Origin of the sequence: Enterobacter cloacae complex sp. 309I3, from assembly GCF_050031595.1 — a bacterium.
Taxonomy (GTDB): domain Bacteria; phylum Pseudomonadota; class Gammaproteobacteria; order Enterobacterales; family Enterobacteriaceae; genus Enterobacter; species Enterobacter cloacae.
This window is the reverse complement of the sequence record NZ_JBLGWI010000001.1, coordinates 3,196,035-3,216,820: the sequence shown is the minus strand read 5'-3', so window position 1 is coordinate 3,216,820 and position 20,786 is coordinate 3,196,035. Positions and strand designations below refer to the sequence as shown.

Here is a 20,786-nt window from a genome sequence, read left to right as displayed (position 1 = left end):
ATGAAAAAAAGTGCAAATATTATTATTCCTTTACTCATTGTCGGTGCCTTAACACCCTTTACAGCGAAAGCGTTGACGGCGACATCCTCCGGATCTGTCAGTAATAATTTTATGTTTATCGAAAATGCCATTGATGGTGAGTACTTTATTACTCCTTCCTCGCTTGATCCACGTTTCAGCGGGTCGAATACCTGGGTGAAATATGGAACTTCCCAGGTAAGTCTAGGCTATTTAGGCTACGTAGGTTGGCTGGCACCGGCGAATAACTATCAGGATATGTGGATTGATAATTCCCCAATCGATGGACCGTTTAGCGGTATTCGTTGCTACAGTGGAACGCAGTGCCCAACGACAGGGTATATTACGGGTCAGGGAACGGACAGCAACGGTTTCTACCATGCTCAGGTCGGGTCTGTCGCCGGTGTGGTCGGCGGGGCATATGGGTTTGCCTCCCTGAGTGACTCTGCCTACGAATATTTCCGCAATATGGCCACCGGAAGTAGCGAAACATATGTTTTCAATCGCTGTTATACCTCGGTCAATTATGATTACGCGGCAGGCGAGCGCTGCAAAGATCAGTCCTCAGGACGCTGGAACTACGTAAACTACACGTTAACCAAACGCGGCCATCTGGCACTGGAATCGACCAGCGCCTTCCAGGAACTGTGGATCGCCAGCGACGGCACGCCGAGTATTACCAATGATTCAGGTGCCTGTGAGTTGGGCGTCGTCAGTAACGTGAGCGGTGTTATCTGCAAAATGGTCAGCTATAATCTTCAGCAGACAGCTAACCTGACGGCATCATTGACGTTCAGGGCGTATGTGGATTCAACAGCGCTTGGATTTACCCCTGCAGCGGCCACCGTGCGGTATTCCGGTAATGGCTCCACATGGTATAACTTCAGTGCATCGACGGCGTATTACAACGTGTTCACCACCAGCGGTGAATATGTGTACCTCTTTTTGTCGCAGACATTTCTCAAAAATCTGGTCAATGCGGGCGTCAGTATTACGAATAGCCAGCCGTTTACCTTTGCGTTTACTAATGCTCTAACACCTGAGTCAGGTTATTACCAGTTCACGCCTTCGTTACAGCTTAATATCGTACCTAAGGAGTATGGGATAAGTATTATTTCATCTAATAATACAACGTCTGCTAGCGGTAGCGGCACTATTGGCGAGGATACGCCAATAAGAATGGATTATACCGTTACTGTTTCAGGCCCTCGCCAGGCTGACAGCATTACCGCGCAAGTTATTGGCGATAGCACAACGTTAAATGACACGCCGTACTGCCTGTTTACGTCCGCACAAGGTGGAGTAAGTGTGCCGATACCGGCCTATCTTGAGTATAACAACCAGTCAGGTAGTGTGACTCAGGCAAGAAATAGCTGTGGTGAAGCGGCCATAAGCCTGAATGATGCTCTGTGGCAACAAACGCCCTGGGACGCCAACAACACTGATGACGGGAGTTACTTCAATACCCGTTTATCACTGCTCTTTCCGATGGACGATTCTCGCTCTGCTTTAACGGTATCAGGTTCTGACTGGGAAGGCGTGGTCAGCGCCAGTGGGGAGATAAAAGTCATGGCGAACTGGGTAGGGGTGACAAAATGACCGGATGGCGTGTGGCTATGATCGTTACTGGTTTGGCTCTCCTGGCGTTATTTAGCCTGCCCGCACGCGCCTTGTATCTTGATTCAACCATTTTTGACATGGCGGCGGATAAATCCTTTATCAGCAAACGTGTTTTTAATGACAGCCACAAGCAGAATATTTACAGCATTTCGGCGGTGAAAATTGATAAGCCCGGGCCTGGCGGGGAGCGTCGCCAGGCTATCGAAGAGGGCGAATTACTGTTTGCACCGCTTAATTTCTCGCTTGCACCGGATGCAGGAGAGTTTTTCAAGATTTTCTATCGTGGTCCGCAGGATGACAAGGAGCGCTACTACCGTGTGCAGTTTACTGAAATGCCCATCACCCTTTTCCCGGAGCGCAACAGGGGTAAAAAGAGCGAAGCGATACCAGCTATCGCACTGGAAACCATTCTGGTTGTTCGGCCACGAAAAATGAATTTGCATTATATGCTGGATGAGCAGAAAGGGGTTCTTGAAAATACAGGAAATACCTTTTTTAAAATCATTGTTCAAAAGGGGTGCAATTCGACCGATGATGAAGCGACCATTCGCTATATTCTACCGGGAGAAACGTACCGAAGCCCCGAACTGAAAGCACAAAATAAAAAATTTATAGTGGCTTTGCAAAAGTATATCCCTGTTGGTAGTGGATGTTTTACACATGCCTCATAAAATTGGAACAAACTATTCTTGTATTGCTAACTATCTGGTGTGAATATATTCTGTATCGTATGTGAATCTCGTCAAAGATAAAAATAAGAGTTTATCTGGATGAAAAAAATAATTAACGGTCAGGTTTTATACGATTCAGAGCAGAGGGTATTAAGTGTGCAAGGTGAAAGGATTATCCTCTCTGCACCAACCTCAAGGTTACTGGAACTTTTTATTGATAATAACTATAAGCAAGTAAACCGGGAACTGATCATCGAAGAGGTCTGGGGAAAACATGGCATGATACCCTCAGGGCATAGCCTTAATAAAAGCGTGAGCATATTGCGCAAAGCTTTTTCATCGTTAGGCTTGAACAATATAATCGTCACGATCCCGCGCGAAGGGTTCCTTTTTCAGGCCCGGGTCAGCAGCGTGAATGATGATATCAAGAGTAAAAGAATAACGACCACCCAGTTAGATATTGTTGATAAGGCTTTGCAGTATAGACGTTGGCCGCAGCTTATCCTATGGTGTGTTTTCACTTTTACTGTCTGTGCAGTTATGGTTTTTTTTCTCATATTAATGTTTCGCAATAACGATGGGGTTGTACATATATTGAAATCCGGCTCGTGTGATTTTTACACCACAGATGATAATTCATCAGTGAAGTTATCCCGATTTTTAAATTCACCAAATTGGCAAAAACACAGTTCCATTTGTGAAGGAAGAGATAAAGTCATCATATTTTATGATGACAATAACTTATCGGCAGGTAATAAACTGAAAGAGTATTTCTTTAGCGTGTGTAAAATGGAGCAAAAAGGAACGGTGCATGAGTGCGAAAATTATCTTTATTAGTATGTTCGCTGCGGTTATGGTGATATTTCTTTTTTTGCTTAATTGCCCTCGTATTCCATCGGCTTTTGTGTGTACGGCTAAAAGCCATGTTTTTCTCCATACTCAAAAAGAGGGGGTGAGCATTGAAGGTGAGGTTTTGTTAGTTTTGAGGATTTCGTCTGCAGAGGAAGGTGCTTTCTCACAAGTTGGGGTGCTGGATGTTAACGGTAAACATTATGCTATTAATCGCTCCACTACCTTGAGCTTCCTTAGAGAAGACAGTGATGGTTATTTGCGTACGCAACGCATTGCGGTGGTAAAAAATGATAACGATGACTTGCCTGATGAAATAACCAACCTGCTCATGTCTAAGCAACAACTCTTTTATTACAAGATCATACATATCACCGATAACGTTTATGGGATCAGGGATCTACGGCGCACGCTGATGGTCTGTCGAGCAAAGTAACGTGACAATGAGACTTCTCTTTGGCGTGATTCTCTTCATCTTGTGAGTTTCACAGACATTAATTCTGTAATTTTTCTTTTTATTCTTATTTTATTTTGTCTGGTTCTGAATGTAAGTGCATTAATTTGTACTGTATTAGGATAAGGAAAATTTCTGTATCTGCTGCGGAAATATTCTTATCATTGTGGAAAAAATATGATCTTGACGGAGGGAGGGACCATTAAGATTAACCATTTCTTGTTCTTGTTTTATTAAGGCGGATATTGTCTACCGGGCATTGGATGTTTTGCGAAAACCAAAGCAAATATAATCTTTCTCTCTGTACGATAGAAGGAAGCGATTTTCAATTAAACTTTTACGGTGATAATTATGAACACGAAAAAGGTCTTTCTGCTCAGTTACGACATTTATCTTTTCTCAGGAATAAGATCATTTCTGCCTAATCTGGTACTCGTTGATTCTGGAACGTTTGTTTCTGATTCAGACATTTTAATGCCACAGTACAACAGCTGTTTGTTAATCATTGATAACAGAGTGCCATTTTGTATAATACAAAAATGGCTGCAAAGAAATAGCAGCCAGTTTATCTATGTTAACAGTGTTGTTCTCACGATGAGTAAAAGTAAATGTATCAATCGAGGCTGTGAAAATAGTGAGTCTGTTAACGCTAAAGTAAGCTGTAATAGCCTTATTTCTGTTCTAAAAACTAAATTGATGTCAAATGTGCAGGGGGGCGCTCCGTCAACATTGGGCTGCGTTGATAGATTTCATTTAAGTGATTTTGAACAAGAGATGATTTACGCCTCTTTCACTAAAATGGGGCTGGAAGAATTTTGCAAGGCAAATTCTTTAACGCCAAAATCGCTCTATCGTTATCGAGATAAAATAACTCATCGCCTGAGTTTTGATAACTTTAATGAGACTATAATTTATCTTTCCAGAAATGGTTTTTTGGCAGAACGATGGGGGGCACATGACAAAAAGACAAGCCAAACAATGACAGAGGGTATATTTGATAGCAACGAAGCTAATAGATTAACTCTGGCTTTGAAAAATGATGAGATTGTGCCTTATTTTCAACCCATCGTCGGAAGTAAAGGAGAGCTGTGTGGCGTTGAGGTGCTGGCGCGGTGGCCTTCAGGCCACAACTATGCCATTTCTCAACGTGAGTTCATCCCGCTGGCGGAAATTAGTGGTCAAATAAACGATCTGACAAGTTATCTGATGAATAAGGTCGCGAGTCATTTAAATCACGATATTACCTGGCAGGGACAGTCTTTTTTTGTGGCGTTTAACGTGAGCCCCTCAAATTTGAGTAACCCTGTTTTCTATTGGGAATGTCTCAATTTTTTGGAATTAACGGAATCACTGCCAATAAAATTGATGATTGAGATTACTGAAAACCAGACACTGGTAGTCACGCCTGCAATAAAAGAGTTAATCCGTTCGTTACGTAACCGGGGTGTCCTCTTTGCTCTGGATGATTTTGGAACGGGATACGCCAATCTGTGTTGTCTGAATGAACTCGAGCTGGACGTGATTAAGATTGATAAGATCTTTATCAAAGGGATCCATGCAGAAGATCAGACGCTGCCGATGCTGGAATCGATCATTAATCTGGCTGGCATTCTGGGGTTACGTACTGTTGCAGAGGGCGTGGAGTATGCCTGTCAATGCGAATGGCTTATCGCCCATAAGGTTGATTTCCTGCAGGGGTATTATTTCATGCCACCTATGGCACTGGCTGAATTTCATCGCTATATGCAGCAGTATGGCTCCGCAGCAATAGGGTCTGCATGGAGGAGAAAAAGACTAAATTCAGACCCAATGCAAGTGGAGCGTTGTCGCTCACTATAGATACCGATACTGAGGCCCCACGAGATGATCGAGGGGCCTCAGTTTGTGTATTTAACTAAACATCACCTGCGCCCAGCGCGCCAGCCCCGCCGTGACGGAGCCAAAGTCATCGCCGCCGGCAATTGGAATGCCCGGCAGCTGTTCTGCCAGCGCTTTCTTGATCAGCGGCGAACGGGCGCTACCGCCGGTCAGGTAAATCACGTCCGGCTTCTCTTTGCCGTTCTCCAGCGCCAGTTGCATCTGCTCCAGAATGCGCTGCAGCGGCTGGGCGAGCGCGGTTTCCAGTCCTTCCTGAGAAATGGCGGTTGCCAGATCTTCACTGATAAACGGCAAGGAAACCGCATGCTCCGGGCGATCGGAGAGGGCGATTTTGCTCTCTTCGGCAGTACGCACCACGCGATAACTCAGACGCTGACGCCAGACTTTGTAGAGCAGGGCGACCTTGTCGGCCTCCCGGGCATCGCGCACCATATCGTTCAGGAAGCGGCCATTCGCGCTGCTGTAAAAATCGCTCTGCGCGGGGACGTCGTTGATGGCGATAGCGTTCCACCAGGGCAGGATCGGCAGGGCGATCCCTTTTTCCGTTTGCCCACCCATGCCCAGCAGTGGCATCAGGCTCTTAAAGGCGAGCGCGATATCCAGATCGTTACCGCCCACGCGGCAGCCGCTGTGCCCCAGCAGGCTGTTTTCGCGGTCACGACGGTTATGCCACTGCGGCCCCATCAGCAGCAGTGAGCAGTCGGTGGTGCCCCCGCCGATGTCGACGACCAGCACGCGCTTCTCTTCTGTCAGCGTGGCTTCAAAATCCAGCCCCGCCGCCACCGGCTCATACTGGAATACCACGTCGCGAAAGCCCGCGCGGTGCGCGGCACGTTCAAGGATCCCCTGCGCCTGCTGGTTAGCCTCGTCGCCACCCAGCCCCTGGAAGTTGATCGGACGGCCAATTACTGCCTGATCGATCGCCTCCGGTACCTGGGTTTGCGCCTGATTGCGAATATGCAGCATCATGGCGCAGACCAGATCTTCAAACATCGCCACCTGCTGCGGCTTCAGCCCGCTGGCGCCGAGAAACGATTTTGGCGATTTAACGAAGTAGACCTCTTCCGGGTCGTCAATGTAGTGTCCGAGCGACGAGAGGCCAAACTGGACGCTCGACGGTGTGACGTCGATATCTTCTTCGCGGTTAAAACTGACGGCCCGGCGCAGCAACGCTTGTGATTCCGCCGCCGTGGCCGGAACCTGATGGTGGCGGAACAGCCATTCGCTGACCGCTTCGCGGGTTGGTGCGCAGAGCATTGACGGCAGCAGCGTACTCTCGTTTTCCATTTTCAGGAGCAGTGGTTGTCCGTTTTGCATAATCGCAACCGAACAGTTCGCCGTACCGTAGTCGAATCCAATAAACACGATTAATCCCCATGCCAGTGAGAAGGGGCGAGACTTTAGCGGAATGCCCGACCGGCGACAACAGGAATATGAAAGCAAGGCGAAACAAGGCCTTTCGGTTTATGCTGAGGTGAACAAAAAAGGAGTGACAATGTATACCCTGACCTGGCAACGCCCTTACGACTGGCAATGGATGTTTGGCTTTCTTGGCGCGCGTGCGGTGGAGGGGATCGAGACGGTTACCGAACGCTACTACGAGCGCAGTTTCACCTGCCAGCGACACCAGGGGATCTTTCGCGTCACCCCGGATCTGAACACCCACACGCTCAACGTCACGCTCAGCCCGGGGTTAATCCCGGTTGCGCAGACCTGTCTTGAACGCATCGCAGGTCTGTTCGATCTTGCCTGCGATCCGCAGCAAATTCAGCAGGCGCTGGGGGACCTGGGCGCTGCGCGGCCTGGGTTGCGCTTACCGGGGGCGATGGATGCCTACGAGCAGGGCGTGCGGGCGATCCTGGGGCAACTGGTCAGCGTGGCGATGGCGGCGAAGCTGGCCTCACGGGTGGTGGCCCTGTGCGGCGAACCGGTAAAAGATGCGCCGGGCTATTTGTGCTTTCCCACACCTGAGGTGCTGGCTGCGGTGGATCCGCTGGCGCTGAAGGCCCTCGGCATGCCGGTCAAACGGGCGGAGTCGTTGATTCATCTGGCCCGCTCCGTGGTCGACGGCACGTTTCCGCTGTTCCCGCCTGCGGATATTGAGGCCGGGATGAAAGCCTTACAGCAGCGTCCGGGGATAGGGCGCTGGACAGCAAATTACCTTGCCCTGCGCGGCTGGCAGGCGAAAGATGTGTTCCTGCCGGATGACTACCTGATTAAGCAACGCTTTGCCGGCATGACGCCTGCGCAAATTCGCCGCTACGCCCAGCGCTGGCAGCCGTGGCGCTCTTACGCCCTGTTGCACATCTGGTATACCGACGGCTGGACGCCATCAGTTGATGGCGAAATAGCTGGTGTTCAGCAGTAGATCCAGCGGCTGCGGCTCACCGATGGTGTCACCGAAAATAAAATCAACGCCGATGCCGGAGAGCGTATCCATCATGATGGGCTGGTTACACGGACCGGCGATGGTACGCATCCCCAGACGCTGGGCATGGCCCTGAATAATGGTGACCATCATCTCATCCATCAGGTTGCCGTGCACATTGGTCACCACTTCGGCGTCCAGCATCAGATAATCAGCCACGTTGGCACCAAGGTGGCTAAAGAGCTCCATGTTGCGTCCCGCCTGGCTGAGCACCACACGGCAGCCAGCGTGGCGGAGCTTTTGCAGCCCCGTCTGGACGTTTGGATCCGGGTTTGCCACAACGTCGATCGCGATGACCAGATGCAGCAGACGGCCCGGTAAAGGCCCTTTATCCAGCAGGTCGAGTAATTCGTCGATCAGCGTGGTGCTGGCTAAACCCGCGGCGGACAGGGGAAGGGCGACCCCGAGGCCTTTTTTGGCAACCGGAGCGGCATACGCGCGGAAGAATTCGCTAAATATACGGCGGTCCAGCGCATGTAAAAGCTCAGGCTCCGCCAGGCCGGAACGGAAGGCGTGCTCTTCCTGCACTTCTCCCTGGCTGGTCCACAGGCGCAGCGAAATCAGCCAGAAGTTGCAGCTTTCCGGGATGCGCGGGGAGGCCACGCTGCGGGCGATCATCATCAGATGGTTGTCTTTGATCATATGCCACTGTTCATCAAGCGACATCATGCTGCGCGCGCTGTGTGCCCGCTCCTGCTGCGGCTCGTACACTGTCACCACGCCGCGACCGTTGTTTTTCGAGGCGTAGCAGGCAATGTCGGCCTGGGACATGACTTCCGAGGCCTGATGATTATTTTCATCAATCAGCGTGATCCCCGCGCTGGCGCCGATCCGGTGCAGGCGGCCCTCCCACATAAAGTGATAGTCGTTGATGGTATGGACCAGCCGACCCGCAATATAGCGGGCACTTTCAATATTGCAGTCCGGCAGCAGCAGCCCGAATTCATCCCCGCCCAGACGCGCCAGCACGTCGCTGGAGCGCAGCATGGTCAGCATCAAGGACGCAAGCTCCCGCAACAGGGCGTCGCCCGCCGCGTGGCCTGCGGTATCGTTGACGGCTTTGAAGCGATCGAGATCGATAAACACCAGCGCATGTCGCTGGCGCGTCTCCTGCACGGTTTGCAGCAGCCGCTTGAGGTGATTTTCGAAACTGACCCGGTTTGCCAGATGGGTGAGGGCATCGTGAGAAGCGCTATAACTGAGCTGACGCAACATTTTTCGCGATTCGGTGACGTCCTGAATAACCAGCACCGAGCCGATATTCTGCCCGTCCAGCGTGCTGAGCGGGGTGATGCTGTAATGGATATCAAAAACGCCGCCGGTACGGCAGTTCAGCACCACATCCTGCTCGATATCTGAACGGGACATATCGCCGCTGTGAATATTCTCCATCAGCGGCCCTTTTTCGCCGAAGGTGATATGCAGTACCTTTAGCACCGGCTGGCCGATGGCCTCGGTTTGCAACCAGCCGCTCATTTTCTCGGCGACCGGGTTCATAAAGGTGACATTCATGTCGACATCGGTACACAGCACTGCTTCGCCGATGGAGTCGAGGGTAATGTGCAAACGCTCTTTTTCCTGGAACAGGGCCTCATTGAGCTGCTTCACTTCGGTCATGTCCATATTGATACCGAGCAAGCGTTCGACTTCCCCCTGTTTGTTCAGGACCCGGTTCGCCAGGGAGCGAATATGGCGTACCCCCTCTTTCACGCGAATACGGAATTCAAGCTTAAACGGCAGCCGTGAAATGAGTGATTCCCGAAGCACTTTTTCCGCATGGGCGCGATCTTCAGGCAGCATCGTATCGTGCCAGAGCTGCCATGTAGGTTTGATGTGCGGCGGGATTTCATACAGCTCAAACATCCGCTTATCCCAGCTGATGATGTCCGGCTCCAGATCCCACTCCCAGATGCCAATGCCGCCCGCTTCATTGGCAAGGGTAATGCGCTCCATCAGCCGTTTATTGACCCATTCGGTCTGCTTCAGATCGTTAATATCTTCAATCTGGGCAATGAAATAGAGCGGTGAACCGTCGGCATGACGTACAACCGAGACGGCAAGTAGCGCCCAGACCACTTCGCCGCTGCGGGTGTAGTAGCGCTTCTCAAGGGTGTAGGTGTTGATATCCCCGTTGACCAGTTGTTCAAGCTGTTCGAGATCGGTGTGCAGGTCTTCCGGCCAGGTTAGCTGCTGGAAGGTGAGCGACTGCAGCTCCGTCTGGCTGTAGCCAAGAAAGTTACACAGCGCTTTATTGGCCTGCAGCCACTGGCCGTCAATGCTGACCAGCGCCATGCCAATAGCGGAATACTCCATCGCATTACGAAAACGCTCTTCACTTTCAGTGATGTGTTTTCGCTCTGCGCGAAAGGCATACATCACCATGGTCATGACGTTGGCTGGCAGAAGCAGCATCAGGAACGGCAGCCAGGGGGCATTCAGCATCGCGCCGGTGTGCTGCGTGGTCAGTGCCTCCGGGTTATGGGCAATCATCAGCGAAACCACCATCACGGTGACCAGAAACACCATAAAGGCTTCCATGCGCGGCAGGCGCACAGCGCTCCACATCAGCAGAACAATGACGCAGGTAAAAGGCCACGGCAGCCAGACGATGGCCGCCCAGCTAAGGACCAGCGTCACGGCCATGGTTACCAGCGTTTCCAGCAGCAGCTTCGGGTCTCGATGGCGAAGGAGATAGTGCGGCTTAAACAGTAACCCTAATGGCACCAGGGCCAGTGCGCCAACCGCTTCAGACAAGACCCACACGAGGAAATTACGCAGCGGCTCCGGGCTGGGTATCAGTAAATGCACCAGCACACCGCCCACCAGCGGGGGGATCAGCGCGCTGCCGATGGCCAGGCGGATCCAGTCATTCAGATTCTGCAGCGGGTTGTACCAGGGGAGCAGTTTGCGCAGTAATAACGCACCAACTACCGCTTCCACCACGTTAATGGCGGTATAGGTCGGATTAATCGACGACCAGGAAAAGAGCATCCACGAGGCCAGAATATTGCCAAACGAACAGGCCAGGGCAATACCGGGCCACATTTTTCCGGCGTGGCGATAAAACGCCACCATCATAATGGCGGTGGGAAACCAGAGCGGAGCCAGCAGCGCGCCGAAGCGGGTCAACTCCAGCGAAAAAAGGGTAAAGATAAAGGTGACCAGGCCCAGACAGACAAGTCGCATAAGAGGATGTGGGGTGGTAACCAAAACCCGCTGGTGTTGTTTATTCATTACCGCTTTATCCAGAGACGCCATGCCGTCGGGAGTGAAGGTCCGGACGAGTGAATGTGCTAATTTGGTTTATGCTAGTACAAACAATTTACAATTCATATGGCGACTGCTCATAATTTGACATCATAGATTTATTAAATAGTTAGTGTGTAAAAAAATCCTGTTAAACGCTGAAAAAACGCGCGTAAAAATTTCACTCAGGGAACATGACGTCACTTTTCAGCCTGTCTCGCATAACCTGCGCTTTCGACTGGTATCACGCCCGTGAAATCCCTATAATTGCCGCGTTTGACGCTCCGGCGTCGTCCTTCCTTAACATCCAGGTTAATCAGGTCGCTAAATTTATGACTGATAAGTCTCATCAGTGCGTCATTATAGGCATTGCCGGCGCATCGGCTTCAGGTAAAAGTCTTATTGCCAGTACGCTTTACCGCGAACTGCGTGAACAAGTTGGTGATGAGCACATCGGCGTCATTCCCGAAGACAGCTATTACAAAGACCAATCCCATCTGTCGATGGAAGAGCGCGTAAAAACGAACTATGACCATCCTAATGCCATGGATCACAGCTTGCTGTTCCAGCATTTAGAAGCGCTCAAGAGCGGCCAGGCGATTGAACTGCCTGTTTATAGTTACGTGGAACATACCCGCACGCAGGAAACGATTCGCATTGAGCCAAAGAAGGTGATTATCCTTGAAGGCATCCTGCTTCTGACCGACGCGCGTCTGCGCGAGTCAATGAACTTCTCCATCTTTGTTGATACCCCGCTGGACATCTGCCTGATGCGCCGCATCAAGCGTGACGTGAACGAACGTGGCCGTTCAATGGACTCCGTCATGGCGCAGTACCAGAAAACCGTTCGCCCAATGTTCCTGCAATTTATTGAACCATCCAAACAATACGCCGATATTATCGTGCCGCGCGGAGGCAAAAACCGCATTGCCATTGATATCTTAAAAGCGAAAATCAGCCAGTTTTTTGAATAAGCCGCGCGAATTGTGTACCGTTCAGAGATAACCTGCTTTGCCCTGAGGCGTTATCCTCAGGGCACGATGCACGAAAGGAGAGAGTGCCATGCGTCTTTGTGATCGCGATATAGAAGCCTGGCTGGATGAAGGCCGCCTGTCTATTACCCCACGTCCACCCGTGGAGCGTATCAATGGTGTCACCGTTGATGTGCGACTGGGGAATAAATTCCGCACCTTCAGCGGCCATACCGCACCGTTCATCGACCTTAGCGGGCCGAAGGATGAAGTCAGCGCCGCGCTTGATCGCGTGATGAGTGACGAAATCGTTATCGACGAAGGCGAAGCCTTTTATCTGCATCCGGGCGAGCTGGCGCTGGCGGTGACCTTTGAATCGGTGACGCTGCCCGCGGATCTGGTGGGCTGGCTCGATGGCCGTTCCTCTCTGGCGCGTCTGGGGTTGATGGTACACGTGACCGCGCACCGTATCGATCCAGGCTGGTCGGGCCGAATCGTGCTGGAGTTTTTCAACGCCGGTAAACTGCCGCTGGCGCTGCGCCCGGGCATGATGATTGGTGCGCTGAGCTTTGAACCGCTGACGGGTCCGGCCGATCGTCCTTACAACCGCCGTCAGGACGCAAAATACCGCGACCAGCAGGGTGCGGTTGCCAGCCGTATTGATAAAGACTGATCGTTAGTCCATTGAGGATGCCATGAGAAGAGTTCTGACAACGCTGATGATTTTGCTGGTGGTGCTGGTTGCTGGCCTTTCAGCGTTGGTTCTGCTGGTTAACCCGAATGATTTCCGCGCCTATATGGTGCGGCAGGTCGAAGCCCGCAGTGGTTATCAACTGAAGCTGGATGGGCCGCTGCGTTGGCACGTCTGGCCCCAGCTCAGCATTCTCTCTGGCCGCATGTCGTTAACCGCGCCGGGGGCTGCGCAGCCCCTGGTGTCTGCCGATAACATGCGCCTTGATGTGGCGTTAGTTCCGCTCTTTTCGCACCAGTTGCAGGTCAACCAGGTGATGTTAAAAGGCGCGGTGATTCAGCTGACGCAACAAACTGAAGCCGTGCGTAACGCGGATGCGCCGGTTGCGCCGCGGGAAAATACCTTACCTGATGAACCGTCCGATACGGGTTGGTCATTCGATATTGGCAAACTGAAGGTGGCCGATAGCGTGCTGGTTTTCCAGCATGAAGACGATGAGCAGGTCACCGTACGGAATATCAACCTCAAGATGGAGCAGGATGAGCACCATCTTGCTTCGCTGGAGTTTAGCGGACGGGTCAACCGCGATCAGCGCGATCTCACTTTGTCTCTGAATGCCAGCATCAATGCGTCGGATTATCCGCACCAGCTTACCGCCGACATTCAGCAGCTGAACTGGCAACTGACAGGAGCCGATCTCCCTGCCCAGGGGATTGCCGGTCAGGGAACGATGCAGGCCGTCTGGCGTGAAGAGTTAAAACAGCTGGAGATGAATAATCTCAACCTGCAGGCGAACGACAGCAGCCTGAAAGGGCAGGCGAGCGTCATTCTGGAGGCGAAGCCGAAATGGGTGCTCAATCTGCAGTTTGACAAGCTCAACCTGGAAAACCTGCTTCCTCCGCCTCCGGCGAGCGCTACGGACAACGATCCCGCGCAGCTCGGGCAAAACCAGGGGAAACAGACGCGTCCGGTTATCTCGTCTAATCTCGATCAGCCGGACTATAACGGTCTGCGGGGCTTCACGGCGGACATTCTGCTGAAGGCCAACAGCCTGCGCTGGCGCGGTATCGATTTCACCGACGTGAGCAGCCAGATGTTCAACCAGAACGGTTTGCTGGTGATCTCCGAACTGAGCGGCAAAATGGGCGCCGGGCACCTTTCCCTGCCGGGCACGCTGGATGTGCGTAAAGAGGCCTCGACTGCGGAATTTCAGCCGCGTCTCGACAACGTTGAGATTGGCACCATCCTGAAAGCCTTTGACTACCCCATCTCCATGACGGGTCAACTGACGCTGGCGGGGGATTTCTCGGGCACGAAGATCGATGCTGATGCTTTCCGCCGCGACTGGCAGGGGCAGGCTCACCTTGAACTGAAAGATGCCCGCATGGAAGGGCTCAACTTCCAGCAGCTGGTACAGCAGGCGGTGGAGCGTAGCAGCGAAGTTAAAGCGCAGGAAAATTACGACAGCGCCACGCGTCTCGACAGCTTTAGCAGTGACCTGACGCTCGACAATGGGCAGCTCTCTCTGAACGGCATGCAGGGGACCTCCTCACTGTTGTCATTAACCGGCGAGGGCAAGCTCGATCTGGTAAAAGAGACGGCAGATACCCACTTCAACGTTCAGGTGCTGTCCGGCTGGCAGGGTGAAGGTAAGCTGATCGACTTCCTGAAAGAGACGCCGGTACCGCTGAGCGTATATGGCCAATGGCAGTCGCTGAACTACAGCCTGCAGGTGGATCAGATCCTGCGCAAGCATCTGCAGGATGAAGCCAAACGTCGGTTGAACGACTGGGCGGATCGTAATAAAGATTCACAGACCGGGAAGGATGTGAAAAAGCTGCTCGATAAGCTGTGATGCCTGTTGTGCCGGGTGGCCTGATGCCCTCACCCCATCCCTCTCCCACGGGAGAGGGAGCAACTTGTTTTTCCTACACCTCAAAATCCATCTCGTCTTCGTCGCGCAGCGGTATCAGCTGCACCTTCTGCACGCGATGGTTTTCAATCTGCAGCGTCTTGAGCATATAGTCGCCTACCTGAACTTCTTCACCCTGCTGGGGAATGCGCTGCAGATACTCCATCAGCAGACCCGCAATGGTGTGATACTCGCGCTTTTCATCCAGCGGCAGGGGAACATACTGGACCAGGTCTTCAAGCGGCATATGGCCGTTGGCCGTCCATGAACCGTCTGCGTTTTTCTGAATGTCGTGGCGCGCATCGATTTCATCCACTTCGTTTGGCAAATTACCGGCGATGGTTTCCATCACGTCGCTGAGCGTAACCAGCCCCTCAACCGAACCAAACTCATCCACCACAAAGGCAAAGTGCGTACGCGCGTTACGGAATTGCTCAAGGGCAGAGAGCAACTGCAGCCCCTCCGGGAACACCAGCGGCTGGCGCACCAGGGCGCGCAAATTGAGTGCCTCACCGTGCAGCTGCTGTTGCAGCAGGTCGATGACGTGCACCACGCCCAGCAGCTCCTCTTCTTCGTCACCCCCCGTCACGACCACCCGGGTATGCTGGTTTCTGTCCAGCAGGGCGCGGATCTGCTCTTCCGGGGCGGTGAGGTCGATATGTTCGATGTCATGGCGCGACGTCATGATGCTGCTGACCGTGCGCTGGTTAAGATTGAGCACCCGCTCAATCATCAATCGTTCCTGCGGGTTGAAGATCTGCCCGTCACTGTGATCGGCCAGCATCGCGGAAGATTCAGCATCCAGCTCCGCATCTTCTTTCTTCCCGCTGAGCAGGCGCATCACCGTGTCGGCGGTGCGTTGACGTAATGTCTGATTTGCCGAGAGGAAACGGCGGCGGTTGAAAATCGCCAGTTGGTTAAGCGCCTCAATCATGACGGAGAAACCAATGGCGGCGTAGAGATAGCCTTTCGGAATGTGGAACCCAAAGCCGTCTGCCACCAGGCTAAAGCCAATCATTAACAGGAAACTCAGGCAGAGAATCACAATGGTCGGGTGGCTGTTCACAAACCGGGTCAGCGCTTTACTTGCCATCACCATCAGCGTAATGGCAATGATCACCGCAGCCATCATCACCGCCAGATGGTCGACCATCCCGACGGCGGTAATGACGGAGTCCAGGGAGAAGACCGCATCGAGCACCACAATTTGCGCCACCACCGGCCAGAATTTAGCCCCACGCCGCTGGGTGGGGTTTTCGCTGTCTTTGCCTTCGAGCCGCTCGTTCAGTTCTACCGTGGCTTTAAACAGCAGGAACAACCCGCCGAAGAGCATGATCAAATCACGCGCGCTAAAGCTCAGGCCGTGAACGGAGAAAAGGGGCTTTGTCAGGGTCACCAGCCAGGAGATTGAGGCCAGCAGCAGCAGTCGCATCACCATCGCCAGCAGCAGGCCCGTTACGCGCGCACGGTCGCGCTGCGCCGGGGGGAGTTTTTCGGCGAGGATGGCGATAAAGACCAGGTTATCAATACCGAGCACTAATTCGATGACGACCAGCGTAACCAGCCCGGCCCAGATTGATGGATCGGCAATCCATTCCATAGTAATCGCAATACCTTCTGTTATATGAGCAATGTCACACTTCGATCATGGATAAAGCCAGGGGAAATTGCAATGCCGGGCTGAGATTTCTCTTAATACGATCCGGCAAAAAGGAAGAACAATGCGGAATCTGTAAATAAGCTAAATACGTAGATTTAATTACGGCGAACGCATTTTAGGATATATCGCAATAAATGGTTTTTATTTTAATTTTGTCAATATAAAGAAAATCCTAAAACGTCAAAACTTTGCTCTTAATATTAATCTTAAAAACCGTTATTAGGACAGTTGTCTCCTTGCCTGCTATTAGGTTAGCTGCAACAATTCTCCCAGCATCAAATGTTAAATCTCCTTGTTGCTATTATTGTTCCGGCCTTCAGTGATGGTTATTCATTATCTGCCGTGTATCGCAAGCGGCTGATATATTTCCAGAAGGCCTTATCAAAGAGGGTGTCTATCCATAACGCATTGTTTAGTCAGTGGATTGGTAACTGAAAGCCAAGGGCGGTAGCGTGCCTGAAAGCGTGTGAATCAGCCTCGATTATTCTGTCAATAGCCAATGGATGAATAAGCTTTTTTTAGGACTGATGCCAGTTATATTTCTATTTGAACAACTGCATGCTGAAAGCCAAATCGACCCGGCTTATTTAATTGCACAGGATAATTACTCTGCCAAAGTGATAAATAATCAATGATGAAATCCAAAATGAAATTGATGCCATTATTGGTGTCTGTGACCTTGATGAGTGGTTGTACAGTCTTTCCCGGCAGCAATATGTCAACAATGGGTAAGGATGTGATCAAACAACAGGATGCTGATTTTGATCTCGACAAAATGGTGAATGTTTATCCACTGACACCACGTCTGGTCGAACAATTACGTCCACGTCCAAATGTTGCGCAGCCGAATATGTCTCTGGACCAGGAAATTGCCTCCTATCAGTACCGCGTAGGTCCGGGTGACGTCATTAACGTTACCGTGTGGGACCATCCGGAATTGACCACGCCAGCGGGCCAATACCGCAGCTCAAGCGACACCGGTAACTGGGTGCAGTCTGATGGCACCATGTTCTATCCCTATATCGGCAAAGTACACGTTGCCGGGAAAACCCTTGCCGAAATCCGTAGTGATATTACCGGCCGCTTAGCGCAGTACATCGCCGATCCGCAGGTGGACGTTAATATCGCCGCATTCCGTTCGCAAAAAGCCTATATCTCCGGACAGGTGAACAAATCTGGCCAGCAGGCCATCACCAACGTGCCGCTGACCGTGCTGGACGCCATTAACGCCGCGGGCGGCTTAACCGACGGTGCCGACTGGCGCAACGTCGTTCTGACCCACAACGGCAAAGAACAACGCATTTCTCTGCAGGCGCTGATGCAAAACGGCGACCTGACGCAGAACCGTCTGCTCTATCCGGGCGACATTCTGTATGTACCGCGTAATGACGATCTGAAAGTCTTCGTGATGGGTGAAGTGAAGAAACAGAGCACCCTCAAAATGGACTTCAGCGGCATGACCCTTACCGAAGCCCTGGGTAATGCAGAGGGTATCGATCTCACCACCTCTAATGCCACCGGTATCTTCGTGATCCGTCCGCTGAAAGGCGAGGGCAGTGCGAAAGGCAAGATTGCCAATATTTACCAGCTGGATATGTCCGATGCGACTTCTCTGGTAATGGCAACGGAGTTCCGCCTCCAGCCTTATGACGTGGTGTATGTCACCACCGCACCGGTTGCCCGCTGGAACCGTCTGATCAACCAGTTGCTGCCAACCATCAGTGGCGTTCGCTACATGACGGATACGGCGCGCGACATTCATACCTGGTAATCCGCGATGTTTAATAAAATTCTGGTGGTATGCGTGGGGAACATTTGCCGTTCCCCAACGGCTGAGCGGTTGCTGAAACACTACCAGCCCGAGCTCACCGTCGAATCTGCAGGGCTGGGCGCGCTGGTCGGTAAAGGTGCCGATGAAAGCGCCGCGAGCGTGGCCCGCGATCACAACCTTTCTCTTGACGGGCACTGCGCCCGCCAGGTCACCGGCCGCATGTGCCGGGAGTATGACCTGATCCTGACGATGGAAAAACGCCATATTCACTCGCTATGCGAAATCGCACCGGAGATGCGCGGCAAAGTGATGCTGTTTGGTCACTGGGAAAACGAACGCGAAATCCCCGATCCCTATCGCAAAAGCCGTGAGGCCTTTGAGGCGGTGTATACCTTACTTGACCAGTCTGCCCGTCAGTGGGCGCAGGCACTGAAAGCTCAGCAGGGATAACAATGACAGAAAAAACAAAACCTTCTGCCGCCCCGATTTCGGGCAGTGATGAAATCGATATTGGTCGCCTGGTCGGCACCGTCATAGAGGCGAAGTGGTGGATACTTGGGATCACCGCCGTGTTTGCCGCCGCGGCGATCGTCTATACGCTGTTTGCGACACCCATCTACAGCGCCGATGCGCTGGTGCAGATTGAGCAGAACACCGGCAACTCGCTGGTGCAGGATATTGGCTCTGCCCTGGCGAACAAACCGCCTGCCTCCGAGGCCGAAATTCAGCTGATCCAGTCGCGTCTGGTGCTGGGCAAAACGGTTCACGATCTGGGGCTTGATATCTCCGTCACCAAAAATACCTTCCCGATATTTGGTGCCGGCTGGGATCGCCTGACCGGGCACAGCAACGACACGGTTAAAGTTACCGACTTTGTGCTACCGAAAGGGAGCGCGGATCAAACCTTTACCCTGACCGTACTAGGGCCGAAGCAGTATCAGCTGACCAGCGACGCGGGCTTAAGCGCGCGCGGTGAAGTGGGGCAGATGCTGACAAAAGATGGCGTCAGCATGAAGGTGAGCGCTATTCAGGCGCAGGAAGGCAGCGAGTTTACCGTCACCAAATTCTCCACCCTGGGGATGATCAACAATCTGCAAAACAACCTGACGGTCACCGAAAATGGCAAGGACACGGGTGTCCTGAGCATGACCTTTACCGGTGAAGATAAGGATCAAATCCGCGAAATTCTCAACAGCATTACCCGCAACTACCTTGAGCAGAACGTCGAACGCAAGTCGGCTGAAGCGGCGAAAAGCCTGGCCTTCCTCGCCAAACAGCTCCCGGAAGTACGCGCACGTCTGGATGACGCAGAGAACAAACTGAACGCGTTTCGTCAGGATAAAGACTCCGTCGATCTGCCGCTGGAAGCGAAATCGGTGCTCGATTCGATGGTCAACATTGATGCGCAGCTCAACGAGTTGACCTTCAAAGAGGCGGAAATTTCTAAGCTCTACACCAAACGTCACCCGGCCTATCGCACGCTGCTGGAAAAACGTCGCACCCTCGAAGAGGAGAAAGCGAAGCTTAATGACCGCGTCACCGCGATGCCAAAAACGCAGCAGGAAATTGTGCGTCTGACCCGCGACGTGGAATCCGGCCAGCAGGTCTATATGCAGCTGCTGAACAAACAGCAGGAGCTGAAGATTACCGAAGCCAGTACCGTCGGCGACGTGCGTATTGTTGACCCGGCCATTACCCAGCCTGGCGTACTGAAGCCGAAGAAAGCGCTGATTATCCTCGGCAGCATTATCCTCGGCCTGATGCTCTCCATTGTTGGTGTGCTGCTGCGTTCGCTGTTCAACCGCGGTATCGAAAGCCCGCAGGTGCTGGAAGAGAATGGTATCAACGTTTACGCCAGTATCCCGCTCTCCGAATGGCAGAAGTCGCATGACCGGGTCAAAAGCGTCAAAGGCGTCAAGCGTTACAAGCAGAGCCAGCTGCTGGCAGTGGGTAACCCGACGGACCTGGCAATTGAAGCGGTGCGCAGCCTGCGTACCAGTCTCCACTTCGCCATGATGCAGGCCAAAAACAACGTACTGATGTTAACCGGTGTCAGCCCGTCGATAGGTAAGACCTTTGTCTGTGCCAACCTGGCGGCGGTGGTCAGCCAGACCAATAAACGGGTGCTGCTGATCGACTGCGATATGCGTAAGGGCTATACCCACGAGCTGCTCGGGACCAATAACGTCAACGGTCTGTCGGAAATCCTGCTTGGCAAGGGTGAGATTAGCCAGAGCGCAAAACCGACCAGCATCCCGAAATTTGACCTCATTCCACGTGGTCAGGTGCCGCCAAACCCATCCGAACTGTTGATGAGCGACCGCTTTGCCGAGCTGGTGGAGTGGGCGAGCAAAAACTATGACCTGGTGCTGATCGATACACCACCAATTCTGGCCGTGACCGATGCGGCCGTGGTCGGTCGCCTGGCGGGAACCACGCTGATGGTGGCGCGCTATGCGGTGAACACCCTGAAGGAAGTGGAAACCAGCCTGAGCCGCTTCGAGCAGAATGGCATTGAGGTGAAAGGGGTGATCCTGAACTCCATCTTCCGCCGTGCGACCGGGTACCAGGATTACGGGTATTACGAGTACGAATATAAGTCTGACAGCAAATAACA

At 52.4% G+C, this 20,786-nt stretch carries 15 protein-coding genes; 12 read left to right on the top strand and 3 right to left on the bottom strand.

Going from position 1 to position 20,786, the window contains the following annotated elements; genetic code table 11:
- The 5 genes from ACQG22_RS15305 (at nt 1) to ACQG22_RS15285 (ending at nt 5,451) form a co-directional block, all read left to right on the top strand.
- Nucleotides 1-1,617 carry a hypothetical protein gene (locus ACQG22_RS15305; RefSeq protein ID WP_023622609.1) on the top strand — a complete coding sequence of 539 codons (1,617 nt, stop codon included), beginning with the start codon at nt 1-3 and terminating at the stop codon, nt 1,615-1,617.
- Between the two features lie 17 nt (nt 1,618-1,634).
- Nucleotides 1,635-2,309 (top strand): hypothetical protein, encoded by a 675-nt coding sequence (locus tag ACQG22_RS15300; protein ID WP_013097894.1) that lies wholly within the window; start codon nt 1,635-1,637, stop codon nt 2,307-2,309.
- A 99-nt stretch (nt 2,310-2,408) separates the two neighbouring features.
- Entirely contained in the window at nt 2,409-3,146 is a 738-nt protein-coding gene (locus tag ACQG22_RS15295; RefSeq protein WP_038420144.1) for a winged helix-turn-helix domain-containing protein, read from the top strand.
- Nucleotides 3,121-3,594, top strand: a complete 474-nt coding sequence (locus tag ACQG22_RS15290; RefSeq protein ID WP_038420142.1) for a hypothetical protein — start codon at nt 3,121-3,123, stop codon at nt 3,592-3,594. The genes ACQG22_RS15295 and ACQG22_RS15290 overlap by 26 nt, the downstream gene beginning before the upstream one ends.
- Nucleotides 3,595-3,963: 369 nt before the next feature.
- Complete coding sequence (locus ACQG22_RS15285; RefSeq protein WP_369706982.1) at nt 3,964-5,451, top strand: EAL domain-containing protein; 1,488 nt, start codon at nt 3,964-3,966, stop codon at nt 5,449-5,451.
- 51 nt (nt 5,452-5,502) lie between these two features.
- Here ACQG22_RS15285 and yegD read toward each other — a convergent pair whose 3' ends face one another.
- Nucleotides 5,503-6,855: a molecular chaperone gene (gene yegD, locus ACQG22_RS15280; RefSeq protein ID WP_048971174.1), complete on the bottom strand. Its 1,353-nt coding sequence runs from the start codon at nt 6,853-6,855 to the stop codon at nt 5,503-5,505.
- A gap of 130 nt (nt 6,856-6,985) precedes the next feature.
- On the opposite strand from yegD, the gene alkA reads away from it, so the two are divergent.
- A complete protein-coding gene (gene alkA / locus ACQG22_RS15275; protein WP_369706981.1) occupies nt 6,986-7,858 on the top strand; it encodes a DNA-3-methyladenine glycosylase 2 in 873 nt (290 codons plus the stop codon).
- On the opposite strand, the gene ACQG22_RS15270 is transcribed toward alkA, so the two are convergent.
- Complete coding sequence (locus tag ACQG22_RS15270; RefSeq protein ID WP_369706980.1) at nt 7,823-11,152, bottom strand: diguanylate cyclase; 3,330 nt, start codon at nt 11,150-11,152, stop codon at nt 7,823-7,825. The two genes, alkA and ACQG22_RS15270, sit on opposite strands and share 36 nt — an antisense overlap.
- 344 nt (nt 11,153-11,496) lie before the next feature.
- Here ACQG22_RS15270 and udk point away from each other — a divergent pair, with 344 nt between their 5' ends.
- The 3 genes from udk to asmA all read left to right on the top strand — a co-directional run bounded on the left by udk (nt 11,497) and on the right by asmA (nt 14,681).
- The gene (gene udk / locus ACQG22_RS15265; protein ID WP_008500855.1) at nt 11,497-12,138 is read left to right on the top strand and encodes a uridine kinase; all 642 of its coding nucleotides are present in this window, start codon (nt 11,497-11,499) and stop codon (nt 12,136-12,138) included.
- 88 nt (nt 12,139-12,226) lie between these two features.
- Nucleotides 12,227-12,808: a dCTP deaminase gene (dcd, locus tag ACQG22_RS15260; protein ID WP_013097886.1), complete on the top strand. Its 582-nt coding sequence runs from the start codon at nt 12,227-12,229 to the stop codon at nt 12,806-12,808.
- A gap of 22 nt (nt 12,809-12,830) precedes the next feature.
- A complete protein-coding gene (asmA, locus tag ACQG22_RS15255; protein WP_369706979.1) occupies nt 12,831-14,681 on the top strand; it encodes an outer membrane assembly protein AsmA in 1,851 nt (616 codons plus the stop codon).
- Between the two features lie 73 nt (nt 14,682-14,754).
- Here the strand turns inward: asmA and ACQG22_RS15250 are convergent, their stop codons facing one another.
- Nucleotides 14,755-16,338: a TerC family protein gene (locus ACQG22_RS15250; RefSeq protein WP_045294488.1), complete on the bottom strand. Its 1,584-nt coding sequence runs from the start codon at nt 16,336-16,338 to the stop codon at nt 14,755-14,757.
- Nucleotides 16,339-17,029: 691 nt separating this feature from the next.
- On the opposite strand from ACQG22_RS15250, the gene ACQG22_RS15245 reads away from it, so the two are divergent.
- The 3 genes from ACQG22_RS15245 to wzc are packed head-to-tail and all read left to right on the top strand — an operon-like array spanning nt 17,030 to nt 20,784.
- Complete coding sequence (locus ACQG22_RS15245) at nt 17,030-18,169, top strand: polysaccharide export protein (RefSeq protein WP_014170829.1); 1,140 nt, start codon at nt 17,030-17,032, stop codon at nt 18,167-18,169.
- Nucleotides 18,170-18,175: 6 nt separating this feature from the next.
- Entirely contained in the window at nt 18,176-18,619 is a 444-nt protein-coding gene (gene wzb, locus ACQG22_RS15240) for a low molecular weight protein-tyrosine-phosphatase Wzb (protein ID WP_013097882.1), read from the top strand.
- 2 nt (nt 18,620-18,621) lie between these two features.
- On the top strand, nt 18,622-20,784 hold the full coding sequence (gene wzc / locus ACQG22_RS15235) for a tyrosine-protein kinase Wzc (protein WP_369706978.1): 2,163 nt from the start codon (nt 18,622-18,624) through the stop codon (nt 20,782-20,784).
- Nucleotides 20,785-20,786: the final 2 nt, after the last annotated feature.

Bases quoted from the DNA above. Each gene is read 5' to 3' on its own strand.
- ACQG22_RS15305 (WP_023622609.1), top strand. From the start codon at position 1: ATGAAAAAAAGTGCAAATATTATTATTCCTTTACTCATTGTCGGTGCC.
- ACQG22_RS15300 (WP_013097894.1), top strand. From the start codon at position 1,635: ATGATCGTTACTGGTTTGGCTCTCCTGGCGTTATTTAGCCTGCCCGCA.
- ACQG22_RS15295 (WP_038420144.1), top strand. From the start codon at position 2,409: ATGAAAAAAATAATTAACGGTCAGGTTTTATACGATTCAGAGCAGAGG.
- ACQG22_RS15290 (WP_038420142.1), top strand. From the start codon at position 3,121: ATGAGTGCGAAAATTATCTTTATTAGTATGTTCGCTGCGGTTATGGTG.
- ACQG22_RS15285 (WP_369706982.1), top strand. From the start codon at position 3,964: ATGAACACGAAAAAGGTCTTTCTGCTCAGTTACGACATTTATCTTTTC.
- alkA (WP_369706981.1), top strand. From the start codon at position 6,986: ATGTATACCCTGACCTGGCAACGCCCTTACGACTGGCAATGGATGTTT.
- ACQG22_RS15270 (WP_369706980.1), bottom strand. From the start codon at position 11,152: ATGAATAAACAACACCAGCGGGTTTTGGTTACCACCCCACATCCTCTT.
- udk (WP_008500855.1), top strand. From the start codon at position 11,497: ATGACTGATAAGTCTCATCAGTGCGTCATTATAGGCATTGCCGGCGCA.
- dcd (WP_013097886.1), top strand. From the start codon at position 12,227: ATGCGTCTTTGTGATCGCGATATAGAAGCCTGGCTGGATGAAGGCCGC.
- asmA (WP_369706979.1), top strand. From the start codon at position 12,831: ATGAGAAGAGTTCTGACAACGCTGATGATTTTGCTGGTGGTGCTGGTT.
- ACQG22_RS15250 (WP_045294488.1), bottom strand. From the start codon at position 16,338: ATGGAATGGATTGCCGATCCATCAATCTGGGCCGGGCTGGTTACGCTG.
- ACQG22_RS15245 (WP_014170829.1), top strand. From the start codon at position 17,030: ATGATGAAATCCAAAATGAAATTGATGCCATTATTGGTGTCTGTGACC.
- wzb (WP_013097882.1), top strand. From the start codon at position 18,176: ATGTTTAATAAAATTCTGGTGGTATGCGTGGGGAACATTTGCCGTTCC.
- wzc (WP_369706978.1), top strand. From the start codon at position 18,622: ATGACAGAAAAAACAAAACCTTCTGCCGCCCCGATTTCGGGCAGTGAT.